Origin of the sequence: Actinomadura flavalba DSM 45200, from assembly GCF_000374305.1 — a bacterium.
GTDB classification, from domain to species: domain Bacteria; phylum Actinomycetota; class Actinomycetes; order Streptosporangiales; family Streptosporangiaceae; genus Spirillospora; species Spirillospora flavalba.
Genome location: NZ_KB894093.1, coordinates 913,147 through 925,337, shown reverse-complemented (window position 1 = coordinate 925,337; position 12,191 = coordinate 913,147). Strand labels below are relative to the sequence as shown.

Below are 12,191 nucleotides of genomic sequence, written 5' to 3'. Positions count from 1 at the left end.
CGACTCTTCCTACTTAGGTAAGGCTAAGCTAACCTGTCTCGCGGCGGTTGAAAAGTCGACAAACGCCACAAATTCGCGAAGACCGGGACGGAAGATGCGTGCGTTCACACCCCTAGCCCTCCTCGGTGCCGCGGGCGCCCTCCTCCTCACGGCCCCCGCCGCCACCGCCGACGAGGCGTCCGCCAAGGGCCCGAAGGGGCAGACGCTCACCGTCTCGCGGACCACCGGCCTCGACGCCGCCGGCACGACGCTCACCGTAAAGGGCACCGGCTACGACGAGGGCAAGGGCATCTACGTCGCGTTCTGCAAGGACAACGGCCCCGGCAAGACCCCGTCGCCGTGCGGCGGCGGCGCCGACACCAGCGGCAAGACCGGCGGGTCGCAGTGGATCTCGTCCAACCCGCCGCCCTACGGCAAGGGCCTCGCCGTCCCGTACGAGAAGGGCGGCGCGTTCAGCGTCACGATCAAGATCGCGGCCAAGCTCAACGACGAGGTGGACTGCGCCACCGAGAAGTGCGTCGTCGCGACCCGCTCCGACCACACCCGCGCGGGCGACCACACGCAGGACGTCCGCGTCCCGGTGACGTTCGAGGGCGACGGCCTCCCGGTCGTCCCGCTCGCGATCGGCGGCGCGGCGGCGGTCCTGGTGCTCGGCGGCGGCGCGGTGTTCCTGCTGCGCAAGCGCAGGGCGACGCCGTGAGGCGTCGCGCGGTGCTCGCCGTCGCGGTCGCGCTGGCCGCGACCGGATGCGCGGCCGGGACGGGCGGCACGGCGTCCGGCGCGGACGACGCGGCGGCGGCCTGCGGCCCGTCCACGGTGAAGGTCGCGCACCGCGACGTCGAACCCATCGGCAGGCCGGTGCCCAAGCTCCCGGCCACGGTCGCGTCGGCGGACGGCAAGAAGGTGACGGTCAAGAGCGCCGACCGCGTCCTCGCGCTCAACCTCTACGGCTCCCTCGCGGAGATCGTCTACAGCCTCGGCCTCGGTGACCGCGTCGTGGGCCGCGACGCGTCCACCACGTTCCCGGCGGCGGCGAAGGTCCCGCTGGTCACCAACCAGGGCCACGACCTGTCCGCCGAGGCGATCCTGCGGCTGGACCCGACCGTCGTCCTGGCCGACAAGAGCATCGGCCCGCCCGAGGCGCTCGACCAGGTCCGCGCGGCGGGCATCCCCGTCGTCATGATCGGTGACGAGCAGACGCTCCCGGCGATCGGCGAGCACATCACCGCCATCGCCGCCGCGCTCGGCGTCAAGGACGCGGGCGCCAGGCTCGACGCGCGCGTCACCGCGCAGATCGCGGCGGCGAGGAAGACCGCCCCCGCGCGGGGCACGCCGCTGCGCGTCGCGTTCCTCTACCTGCGCGGCACCTCCGGCGTCTACCTGATCGGCGGCAGGGGCGCCGGTTCGGACGCGATGATCCAGGCCGTCGGCGCGCAGGACGCGGGCACGCACGCGGGCCTGAACGGCTTCCGCCCGCTCACCAGCGAAGGCATGATCAACGCCGCGCCGGACGTCATCCTCGTCATGTCCGAGGGGCTGAAGTCGGTCGGCGGCGTCGCGGGCCTGCTCAAGCTGCCCGGCATCGCGCAGACCCCGGCCGGGAAGAACCGGCGCGTCGTGGACGCCGACGACGGCACCATCCTCAACTTCGGCGCCCGCACCGGCGAGACGATCGAGGCGCTGGCCACGGCGGTCTACCGGACCTGCGACGACGCGGCATGACGGCGACCGCCGCCAAGCCCGAGCAGCGCGGCGCGCTCGGCCCGGTCCTGCTGCTGGCCGGGCTGTCGGCCGGGCTCGTCGTGATGGCGGTCGTCGCGGCGTCCCTCGGCCAGGTCAACATCCCGCCCGCGCAGGTCGTCGGGTCGATCCTGCACAGGATCGGGCTCGACATCGGGCCGGTGCCCGAGGCCGCGCAGGGCGACAACGCGCTGTGGCTCGTCCGGTTCCCGCGCGTCGCGCTCGCGATCGTCACCGGCGCCGCGCTCGGCTGCGCGGGCGCCGTCATGCAGGGCGTCTTCGGCAACCCGCTCGCCGAACCCGGCGTGATCGGGGTGTCGTCGGGCGCGGCCGTGGGCGCCGCCGCCGTGATCGTCTTCGGGCTGACGTTCGCGGGCAACTGGACGATCGTGCTCGCCGCGTTCGTCGCGGGCCTGCTCACCACGCTGCTCGTCTACGTCGTGTCGCGGGCGAACGGGCGCACCGAGGTCGTCACGCTGCTGCTCACCGGCATCGCCGTCAACGCCGTCGCGGGCGCCGCGCTCGGCCTGCTCATGTTCGCCTCCGGCAACGACGGGCTGCGCGCGATCACGTCCTGGCAGCTCGGCAGCCTCGCGGGCGCCACCTGGCCCGCCGTCGGCGCCGTCGCGCCGTGCGCGCTCGCGGGCGTCGCCGCCGCGTTCCTGTGCGCGCGCCGCCTGGACGTGCTGGCGCTCGGCGAGCGCGCCGCCCGGCAGCTCGGCGTGGACGTGGAGCGGCTGCGGCTCGTCTGCGTCGTCGTCATCGCGCTGCTGACGTCGGCGGCCGTCGCGTTCAGCGGCATCATCGCGTTCGTCGGGCTGGTCGTGCCGCACCTGATCCGGATGGCCGTCGGCCCCGGGCACCGGGTGCTGATCCCCGCCGCGACGATCGGCGGCGCGCTGATCCTCGTCACCGCCGACCTCGTGGCGCGCACGTCCATCGCCTACCAGGAACTGCCGCTCGGCGTGCTGACGTCGCTGGTCGGCGGGCCGTTCTTCTTCTGGCTGCTGCGCCGCACCCGGACGCGCTCGGGAGGCTGGGGATGATCACCCTGCGCCGCCGCGTGCGGCAGCCCGGGCCCGTCACCGCCGGGGACGTCGCCGTCCGCGTCGCCGGGCTGCGCGTCGAGCGGGGCGGCCGGCCCGTGCTGGACGGCGTCGACCTCGACGTCGTGCACGGCGAGATCCTCGCGCTCGTCGGCCCGAACGGCGCCGGGAAGTCCACGCTGCTCGCCGCCGTCTGCGGCGACCTCGCCCCGGACGCGGGCACGGTCGCGCTCGCCGGGAAGCCGCTCGGCGCGTGGACGCCCCGCGAACTGGCGATGCGCCGCGCGATGCTGCCGCAGCGGCACACACTGTCGTTCCCCTTCACGACCCTCGACGTCGTCCGGATGGGCCGCGTGCCGTGGGCGGGCACCGCCGCCGAGGACGCCGACGACGACGCCGTCGCGCACGCCATGGCCGCCACCGACGTCACCGCGTTCGCGCAGCGGCCGTTCACCGCGCTGTCCGGCGGCGAGCAGGCCCGCGTCGCGCTCGCCCGCGTCCTCGCCCAGGACGCCGCGACCCTGCTGCTCGACGAGCCCACCGCCGCCCTCGACATCCGCCACCAGGAACTGGTGTTCGCGGTGGCGAAGGAACAGGCGGCGCGCGGGCACGCCGTGGTGGTCGTCGTGCACGACCTGGACCTCGCCGCCGCCTACGCCGACCGCGTCGCGCTGCTCGCGGACGGACGGCTCGCCGCCTGCGGGCCGTCGGCGGACGTCTTGGCCGCCGACCTGCTCACCGAGGTGTACCAGTACGACATCGAGGTCATCGCGCATCCGCGCACCGGCCGCCCGCTGGTGCTGCCGCGCCGCTGACGCGCAGGGGGTAATTGGGAGGCCGGTGAGTATACGTTCCGCTGCGGGAGTGGTCATACTGGCGGCGTCCGTTCCCCCACGGGCCGGGCGGCGTACGGCCTTGGAGGCGCACAGGTGACCAGCAGGCACATCGCACACCGCCACCACCAGGCGCTCGCCCGCCACATCGGGGCACGGCTGGAGGAACTGCCCGGCCTCCCGCGCACGATGCTCGAAGTGCGCGTCCGGTGGGTGCTGCTCGTCGTCGTCGCGGTCGCCAACCTCGGCGGCGCCGCCGTCGTCCTCGTCTTCGCGCTGTGGGTCATCCCCGACCCGCCGATGACCGACGCCACGCAGGCGCGGGCGCGGCTCGTCAACACCATCGCGTTCCTCAGCTACCCCGCCATCGCCGGGCCGCTCGCCGCCGCCGCCGGACTGAAACTCTGGCGGCCGATCATCCGGCTCGTCCGCGACGGCGGCGTCGCCGACCACGCGCAGGGACGCGCCGTCCTGCTCGGCCCGCTCCGGCTGACCCTCCTGCTCGGCCTGCTCTGGGGGCTCGGCGCGATCGGCTGGGCCGCCCTGGACATCGCGCTGTTCAGCGTCCGGCTCGGCGTCAAGACCGGCCTCACCTGCCTGCTCGGCGCCGTCACCACCTGCGGCATCGTCTACCTGCTGTCGGAGTGGCTGCTGCGGCCCGCCGCCGCGCTCGTCCTGGCCACCGGCGCGTCCAAGCGGGTGCGGCTGCCCGGCGTCACCACCCGCGTCCTGCTCGCCTGGGCGCTCGGCACCGTCATCCCCGTGCTCGGCGCCATGTGCGTCGGCATCGCCGCGCTCGCCGTCCCCACCATCAGCGCCACCCAGCTCGCCGTCACCATCCTCGCGCTCGGCGGCACCGCCATCGTCATCGGCGCATCGGTCATCTACCTGGCCACCAAGGCCGTCGCCGACCCCATCAAGACCCTCCGGCAGAGCATGGCCCGCGTCGAGCGCGGCGACCTCGACGCCCGCATCCAGGTCTACGACGCCAGCGAGGTCGGCCGGCTCCAGGCCGGGTTCAACCACATGGTCACCGGGCTCGGCCAGCACGAACGGCTGCGCGACCTGTTCGGACGCCACGTCGGCGAACAGGTCGCCGACCTCGCGCTGGAGACCGACGACATCCGCCTCGGCGGCGAGATCCGCGACGTCGCCGTCCTCTTCGTCGACCTCACCGGCTCCACCCGCCTCGCCCAGACCCACAGCCCCGACGACGTCGTCACCCTCCTCAACCGGTTCTTCGGCGTCGTCGTCACCGCCGTCGAGGCGCACGGCGGCTGGATCAACAAGTTCGAGGGCGACGCCGCGCTCGCGATCTTCGGCGCCCCGCTCGACATCGAGGACGCCCCCGGCGGCGCGCTCGGCGCCGCCCGCGAACTCGCCGCCCGGCTGCGCGCCGAGGTGCCGCAGATCGACTTCGGCGTCGGCGTCTCCGCCGGGGAGGTCGTCGCCGGGTACATCGGCGCCGAGCAGCGGTTCGAGTACACAGTCATCGGCGATCCGGTGAACGAGGCCGCCCGGCTCAGCGACCTCGCCAAGACCGCCGACGCCCGCGTGCTCGCCGCCGGACGCCTCCTGGACGACGCCCACCCCGCCGAGTCCGGCGCGTGGGACCTCGGCCGGTCGGTCACCCTGCGCGGACGCGGCGCCCCCACCCGGCTCGCCACGCCCCGCCCCGAGCCCGACGCCGACGGCGAGGACGCCGCGTCCCGGCCCACCCGGCGGCGCGTCCCCCGGCTGCCCCGGCGGCGCCGCACCGAGCCGTCCGCCGGGGAGGACGACCCCGGATCGCGCGCCCCCACGCCCGTCTGAGGGCCCAGGTTCCATTTCTTTGCCGCCTCTTGCGGCCCGCGCTGGCCTGCCGTGCCCGCACCGGTGCCCGGCAGGTGATTTCCTCACTCACGGGAGGAGACGGATTGCTCGGACGGCGGACCTGGTCGATCAGGCTTCGGATGACCCTGCTGACCACGACCATCATGGCGCTGGTCTGCTCCGCCGTCGCCGTCATCATCATGGTCGCCGTCCGGTCCGGCGCCGATCACTACGAGCGCGAACGGACCATCTCGGCCGCGCTCGGCGTCGTCCACCTCATCAAGCGCGACCGGCTGCCCCGGCGCCTCTTCGCGGACGGCACGCCCGTGCTCCAGGTCGTGGACGCGCGCGGCAACGTCGCCGCCGCCAGCGACCGCGTCGCCGGGCGCGGGCGGATCGCGGACTTCGTCCCGCACGAGAGCAGCGTGTACGACATCGTGGCGATGTGCCCGCCCCACGGGCTCGACCGCTGCATGAACGTCGTCGCGTTCCGCGTCTACGAGAACGACGGCGACTGGACCGTCTACGCCGCCGACGCGTTCGTCCCCTGGTACGTCAGCGTCCCGCTGCTGCTCGCCCTCATCGCCGGGGGACTGCTCCTGCTGCTGCTCACCGCCGCGCTCACCTGGCGCACCGTCGACCGCACGCTCGAACCCGTCGCCCGCATCCGCGCCGAACTCGCCGAGATCACCGCGCGGTCGTCCGGACACCGCGTCCCCGTACCGCCCAACCGGGACGAGATCCGCGACCTGGCCGAAACCGTCAACGCCACGCTCGACCGCCTCGACGGCGCCCTCGAACAGCAGCGCCGGTTCACCTCCGACGCCTCGCACGACCTGCGCAGCCCCATCGCCGCCGCCCGCATCCAGGTCGAGGAGGCGCTGCTGGCCCCCGACCAGACCGACTGGGACCACGTCGGGCACGCCGTCCTGGCCAGCCTCGAACGACTCCAGGCCATCGTCACCGACCTGCTCCAGCTCGCCCGGCTCGACGCCGGCACGCGCGGCGCGTCCGAACCCGTCGACCTCGCCGCGCTCGTCTCCATCGAACTCGGCCGCACCGACCGGTCCAAGACGGTCGTGCCCGACCTCGTCCCCGGCGTCGTCGTGCACGGCGACCGGCTGCGGCTGTCCCGGCTGCTCACCAACCTCCTCGACAACGCCGAACGGCACGCCGACTCCCGCATCGACGTGCTGGTCCACCCCGACGGCGGCGACGCCGTCCTGGAGGTCCGCGACGACGGCGCCGGCATCGCCCCCGCCGACCGCGAGGTCGTCTTCCGCCGCTTCGCCCGGCTCAAGGACAGCCGCGACCGCGACGCCGACGGCACCGGACTCGGCCTCCCCATCGCCCTCCAGATCGCCCGCGCCCACAACGGCACCCTCACCCTGGAGGACAGCCCCCGGGGAGCCCGCTTCGTGCTGCGCGTCCCGCGCGACGCCTGACGCGCCCCCGGAATCTCACCAGAGGCGCATCCAGCCGTGCTCCTCCGTCTCCTTCACCCGCACCGCCACGCTCTGGAACGCGCGCTTGCCCAGCGGGCCGTGCTCGGAGGTCAGAACGTGCTCATGCACGTAGGACGTGGTGATGAAGCCGAGATCGGCTCCGGTGGCGGCCATCCGGTCCTTCAGCTCCCGGGCCTCCAGCAGCCGGGCCGCGCGGATGATGGCCAGCCCCGAGACGCCGTGCGCGTCCGGCGTGACCGGGCCGACGTGCAGCGCCAGCCGGAGCTGGACGGCCAGGGCCGGGCTCGACCGGTGGTTGTGCTCGGCCAGCTCGGCCGCGAGGGCGGCGAGCAGCGGGTCGAGCAGCGAGCGCGGCGGGATCTCCGGCGGGACGACGATCAGCGCGCCGTCGCCCCGGTCCTCCCGGTGGCAGGCCGCCCACGGGACGTCCGACGCGTCGAACACCCGGCGCAGGATCGTGTACATGATCGCGCGGACGCGGAGCCGGTCGTCGTCGCTGCGGTGCCCGCCGCCGAACCCGGCGACGTCGGTGTAGACGACCGAGCACATGCGGTCCGCCCAGCCGGTGGGCGCGAGCGGCTGGACCGCCGGTGCCTCCGGGTGGCGGAACGCGGGGCGAGCCGAGCGGCGGCCCGCCGGTTCGGCGCGGTCGGCCCCGGCCGGGCGGGGCGGAGGATACGGACGGGTCGGCAGGTCGTGCTCGTCGTCCAGGACGGCGACCGGCTCGGGCCGTGCCGGGGCCTCCACCAGGCGCTCGTAGACCTGCGTCTCCAGGACGTCGAGCAGGCGCGGATGGGCGGCCAGGAACGCCTGGAAGTCCTCGCTGGAGATCCGGTAGAACTTCGTCGGGCGCGCGGCGACGACCGTCGCCGACCGGCGCCGGTACGTCAGCGCGGCACGCTCTCCGATGAGGCTGCCGTCGCGCCGGTAGGCGACGACGCGCTCGGCGCCGTAGCGGCCGACGCAGACCTCGACCTCGCCGGAGCGGATGAGCAGCGCGTGGTCGGCCGGGGCGCCCTCGCGCCACAGCACCCGTCCGGCGGGCACGGAGTAGCGGTCGGAGACCCGGACGAAGTCGCGGCGCTCGGCGCGGGTGAGCGACGTCCAGAAGGTCGTGTTCTGGGCGGTGCGGGACACCACCGGGCCGCTGAGGGCCGGCAGCGCCGGGACGACCTGCGCGGGCGGTGGGGCGGGTGGCGGCAGCGAGTCCCACGCGTCACGGCGCGGCAGTTCGTGCATCACCATGCCGGCCTCCCGGATGCGGGGTGGGGAGGCCGGACGGAGGGCTGGTGGGCGGTCGGGGACGTGAGCTTCGTGTGCATGTCGAGATCCCGTGTCTCGAAGTGGGCCTCCGACTCGATCGCCTGGTTCCGCTGGGCGGCCCGGGCGAGGAGGGTGGGAATCGGCGGCACATCACCTATGGCCTGTCCCGCGCGTGCGCGGTTAGACTTGGTGAGTCCGCTCGAAGGTTTCGCCTGGTCAGCGCGGGTCGGCGGCGACGGCCATCGCCGGTCGTCCCGCAGGCCGGGCGAGCGTCCAGCGGTCTCGTGTGGTCGCGCCCTCCGCTCCGTTCCCGATCGTCTCGCCGGTGAGCCGATGATCGGGTGGTGCCGGAGGGCGGATCTTTTCCGTGGGCGGCTCGGTGCGTGTCGTCGCGATCGTTCCAACCTCCTCGTCGTCCCGCCGGAGCGGGGACCGGGTAGAGGCTCCGGAAGCCGCAGTGCCGGCCGCCCGAAACTTTCACCGTCCGTCAAGTTGCAACCAACATAGCATGGCCTTCTGCCGGGAGGCAGTACGATTGATGGTAATCTGCCATGTGGCATCTGGGTAGTTGGCCGAACGACACGTACCGTCATGCTAGGTTCGTCGTATGGCCGTATGCGCGGGGGACGCCGTTGCGGGCTTGTTCAGCGCCCGCCCGTACCTCCGCACGCGGCGGACTGCCTCGTCTCAGGCGGCCAACCGGCGGGATGACACCTGTCACTTCAAGAGGTCGCACCGGTGCACGTGGCACCGCAGCAGGTGGCGTCCGGGCAGGTGGCGCCCCGCAGCGGCCGACCCTTCCATCGACCCAAGCGAGCGAAGATGAGCACTGACCAGGGCCCCGTCGTCCAGAGTGCGCTGCTGCGCACGGAACTCGTCAGCCTCCGCAAGGAGAAGGGCCTGACGCAGGAGCAGGTGGCCAGACGCCTGGAATGGAGTCCGTCCAAGCTCATCCGCGTCGAGGGCGGCAAGAACGCCATCTCCCGCACCGACCTCCAGGCTCTCTTGCAGCAGTACGACGTGACGGCGGAGAGCCGGCAGGAGCGTTTGCAGGCGCTGGCGCGGGGGGCGCGCGAACCGGCCTGGTGGAACCAGTACCGGGGCGAGACCTCGGACGTCTACATCAACTACATCGGCTACGAGGCCGGTGCGTCGTTCATTCGCGACTACCAGCTCACGGTGATTCCGGGGATGCTCCAGACGCGCGAGTACGCCGAGATCATCGCGACCGGCCGGGTCAACGCGCTGCGCGTCGGCCCTGTCGTGAAGCTGCGCATGGAGCGGCAGCGTCGCATGGCCGAGCGGGAGAATCCGCCGCGCCGCTACCACATCATTGACGAGGCGGTGATCCGCCGCCATGTCGGTATCGCCGTCGATCCGGCAATCATGCCCGAACAGCTCCGTCACGTCGCGGATGCGTGCGAGGCGGATGACCTCGTCACTGTCCGCATCATCCCGTTCTCGATCGGTTCGCACGTCGGTCTTCGTGGATCGTTCACTCTGCTGGAGTTCGAGAGCGGCCTCGGCGACGCGCTCTACCAGGAGGGCGGCCGCACCGGTAGTGGCATGAGCTTCGGCGAGGAGTCGGGCGTCATCGACTACCGCGACGCCTTTGAGGACCTGCTGGAGATCTCGCTGTCCGCCGCCGAGTCCATCGAACTTCTGCGCTCCGCCGCCGAAGAACTCATGGACTGACCGGTGGTCGCCGACGAAAGGGGGGCGCGCCGAGGCTGAGACCCTCCCGGCCGTTCGGTCGGCGCTCTGGTCATCTGATCTTGTGGTGCCCGTGTAGGCGGAAGAACATCGACCGTTTACACTCGGGAGCGGAAATCATCCACAAGGTCGTGGTTCGTTGTGCCCTGCTCGGCAACGGGCTCGCTGGATGACCTCAACCGAATCCATCGCATAGCAGGGCCCGCCACCGTCGGATGGAGGGTCGTTGCATGACCGATGAGATGAAAAGTATCGCTGCACTGCCATGGCGTAAGTCTCAGCGAAGCGAAGACAAAGATTGCGTCGAAGTCGCGTTGTACAGCAGCGCGGTCCTGGTCCGTGATTCGCATGACCACGCTGGGGGATTCCTCCGGTTCTCCGTTCTCGGCTGGCGGGCGCTGCTCGAACACATCGACGAACGGAACTGACCGAACGCCCAAGCTGCTCTTTCTCCGCTCCCCGCCGCTGCGCTCCCCGGCCATGACCGCCTCACCGGCTTGCCGCCGCCGGGCCGGTGCCGCAAGGTCCCGGACCGGCGCGGCTATCCCGCCAGCCGCTTCGCGTCCTCTGCGTCCAGGACGATTCCGAACTGCTCCGCCAGTACCTCCGGACGCTCGGCCGTGGTCAGCTCCCGTCGTTGTGCCGAGCCGTCCGGGTGCGTGATCGTCAGTGTCGTGCCGCTCAGTCTCCGGTCCTCGTCGGTCAGGCGCCGGTGTGCGATCGGGCGCGCGGTGAACGGGGAGTGGGGGCTGGTCGAGACGTAGTGGTTGCCGACCGTCCAGTCCACCCGGTACTGCGGGTTCGGGGTGAACGTGTAGTTGTCGACCCAGCCGTCCCGGTTCTGCTCGTGCATCGTCCAGAGCGGCGCGCCCGCCGGGTCCTCGCCCCGGGCGAGCCGGAGGCGGCGGCCGTCCCGGGCGGCCTCCGCGCCGTCGCGCAGTTCGACCGGGGTGAGCGGCGACGTGCCGAAGCCGACGTCGCAGATCCAGACGCGCTCGTCCTCGTCGGTCGTCACGCGCAGGAGTGCGTGCGTGGCCGGACGCAGGCCCGGCGCGCCCATGCTCACCCGGCCGCTGATGCCGGAGACGCCGTAGCCCAGCCGCTCCAGCGCCGCCGCGAACAGTGAGGCGTGCTCGTAGCAGTATCCGCCGCGTCGTCGGCGCACCATCTTGTCCTGGAGCGCCTCGACGTCCAGCACGATCGGCCGCCCGAGGACGATCTCCAGGTTCTCGAACGGGATGTTCAGGACGTGGGCGCGGTGCAGGGCGTGCAGGGCGGCGACGTCCGGCCGCGCGGGCGCGTCCGCGCCGGTCCGGGACAGATAGGCGCGCAGGTCGAGGGCTTCGCCGCGCCAGCGATGGTCGTCGTTCATGGTCGGTACGCTACGAACTCAAGCGCGGTCGAGGTCAACTTCCCGCATGAAAGTTGCATAACGCCAGATCACACGGGTGGAATTCTTCCAAGCGCCGGTTAACGATCTTTTCCCCAGGCAAGGATGGGGGTGCGGCAAGTCGCAGCGGCCCGCCGCGCCCGGCGCTCGTCGCCGGAGCCCCTCACCGACCCCCGGGGACTCCGGCCCGCGCCGGGCGCGGTGGACCGATCCACCGCACCGGCACGCTGACCACCGTCGACGTCGAACGCGCGTACGTGCGGATGGCGCAGCACCCTCGCGCCGTCTCAGCGCACGTCGTGCGGACGGAACTGCACGCTGATGCGCGGCCCGCACGGCCGCGTGCTCTTCGGGATCGCGTGCTCCCAGGTGCGCTGGCAGCTCCCGCCCATCACCAGCAGGTCGCCGTGCCCCACGTCGAACCGCAGCGCCGGGCCACCCGAGTGCGGACGCAGCAGCAGCGGACGCGGCGTGCCCAGCGACACGATCGCGACCATCGTGTCCTCGGTGGCGCCCCGGCCGTAGCGGTCGCCGTGCCAGGCGACGCTGTCGCGGTGGTCGCGGTACAGGCAGAGGCCCGCCGTGGTGAACGGCTCACCGAGTTCGGCGGCGTAGTGCGCGTCCAGCCGCGCCTTCGCCTCGGTCAGCGCCGGGTCGGGCAGGGTCTCGCCCCGGCGGTAGAACGCCAGGCGGCGCGGCACCGCGACGACGCGGTCGTACATGCGGCGCCGCTCGTCGTGCCACGGCACGTCGTCCAGCAGCCGCTCGAACAGCGCGTCCGCGCCCCGCATCCACCCGGGGCACCGGTCGACCCAGGCCCCGTCGCCGAGCACCGTCCTGCGGACGGCCAGCGGACCGGGACCGCTCGCACCGTCGTCATCGAGCAACGACGCCTGGAAACCGACGCTCATGCCGTCCAACCTACCCG

At 72.9% G+C, this 12,191-nt stretch carries 11 protein-coding genes; 8 read left to right on the top strand and 3 right to left on the bottom strand.

Annotation, left to right across the window (positions count from 1 at the left end):
- Window positions 1-94: 94 nt before the first annotated feature.
- From C229_RS29325 to C229_RS0104065, 6 genes are all read left to right on the top strand, one after another.
- Entirely contained in the window at window positions 95-700 is a 606-nt protein-coding gene (locus tag C229_RS29325; RefSeq protein WP_051108857.1) for a hypothetical protein, read from the top strand.
- Window positions 697-1,722: a heme/hemin ABC transporter substrate-binding protein gene (locus C229_RS0104085; protein WP_240487065.1), complete on the top strand. Its 1,026-nt coding sequence runs from the start codon at window positions 697-699 to the stop codon at window positions 1,720-1,722. The genes C229_RS29325 and C229_RS0104085 overlap by 4 nt, the downstream gene beginning before the upstream one ends.
- Window positions 1,719-2,786, top strand: a complete 1,068-nt coding sequence (locus C229_RS0104080) for a FecCD family ABC transporter permease (RefSeq protein WP_018653804.1) — start codon at window positions 1,719-1,721, stop codon at window positions 2,784-2,786. The genes C229_RS0104085 and C229_RS0104080 overlap by 4 nt, the downstream gene beginning before the upstream one ends.
- Window positions 2,783-3,601 (top strand): heme ABC transporter ATP-binding protein, encoded by an 819-nt coding sequence (locus tag C229_RS0104075; RefSeq protein WP_018653803.1) that lies wholly within the window; start codon window positions 2,783-2,785, stop codon window positions 3,599-3,601. Before C229_RS0104080 ends, C229_RS0104075 begins: the two co-directional genes overlap by 4 nt.
- 114 nt (window positions 3,602-3,715) lie before the next feature.
- Complete coding sequence (locus tag C229_RS0104070) at window positions 3,716-5,431, top strand: adenylate/guanylate cyclase domain-containing protein (RefSeq protein WP_018653802.1); 1,716 nt, start codon at window positions 3,716-3,718, stop codon at window positions 5,429-5,431.
- 140 nt (window positions 5,432-5,571) lie between these two features.
- A complete protein-coding gene (locus tag C229_RS0104065) occupies window positions 5,572-6,876 on the top strand; it encodes a sensor histidine kinase (RefSeq protein ID WP_018653801.1) in 1,305 nt (434 codons plus the stop codon).
- Window positions 6,877-6,891: 15 nt separating this feature from the next.
- On the opposite strand, the gene C229_RS32575 is transcribed toward C229_RS0104065, so the two are convergent.
- A complete protein-coding gene (locus C229_RS32575) occupies window positions 6,892-8,142 on the bottom strand; it encodes a cyclic nucleotide-binding domain-containing protein (protein WP_018653800.1) in 1,251 nt (416 codons plus the stop codon).
- 840 nt (window positions 8,143-8,982) lie between these two features.
- Between C229_RS32575 and C229_RS0104050 the strand changes: the two genes are divergently transcribed.
- Together C229_RS0104050 and C229_RS33370 are read left to right on the top strand one after the other, a co-directional pair.
- Complete coding sequence (locus tag C229_RS0104050; protein ID WP_018653798.1) at window positions 8,983-9,855, top strand: helix-turn-helix domain-containing protein; 873 nt, start codon at window positions 8,983-8,985, stop codon at window positions 9,853-9,855.
- Window positions 9,856-10,103: 248 nt separating this feature from the next.
- A complete protein-coding gene (locus tag C229_RS33370) occupies window positions 10,104-10,301 on the top strand; it encodes a DUF397 domain-containing protein (RefSeq protein WP_081639713.1) in 198 nt (65 codons plus the stop codon).
- A gap of 113 nt (window positions 10,302-10,414) precedes the next feature.
- Here the strand turns inward: C229_RS33370 and C229_RS0104045 are convergent, their stop codons facing one another.
- On the bottom strand, window positions 10,415-11,245 hold the full coding sequence (locus C229_RS0104045; protein WP_018653797.1) for an arylamine N-acetyltransferase family protein: 831 nt from the start codon (window positions 11,243-11,245) through the stop codon (window positions 10,415-10,417).
- A 305-nt stretch (window positions 11,246-11,550) separates the two neighbouring features.
- Window positions 11,551-12,174 (bottom strand): alpha-ketoglutarate-dependent dioxygenase AlkB, encoded by a 624-nt coding sequence (locus tag C229_RS0104040; RefSeq protein ID WP_018653796.1) that lies wholly within the window; start codon window positions 12,172-12,174, stop codon window positions 11,551-11,553.
- Window positions 12,175-12,191: the final 17 nt, after the last annotated feature.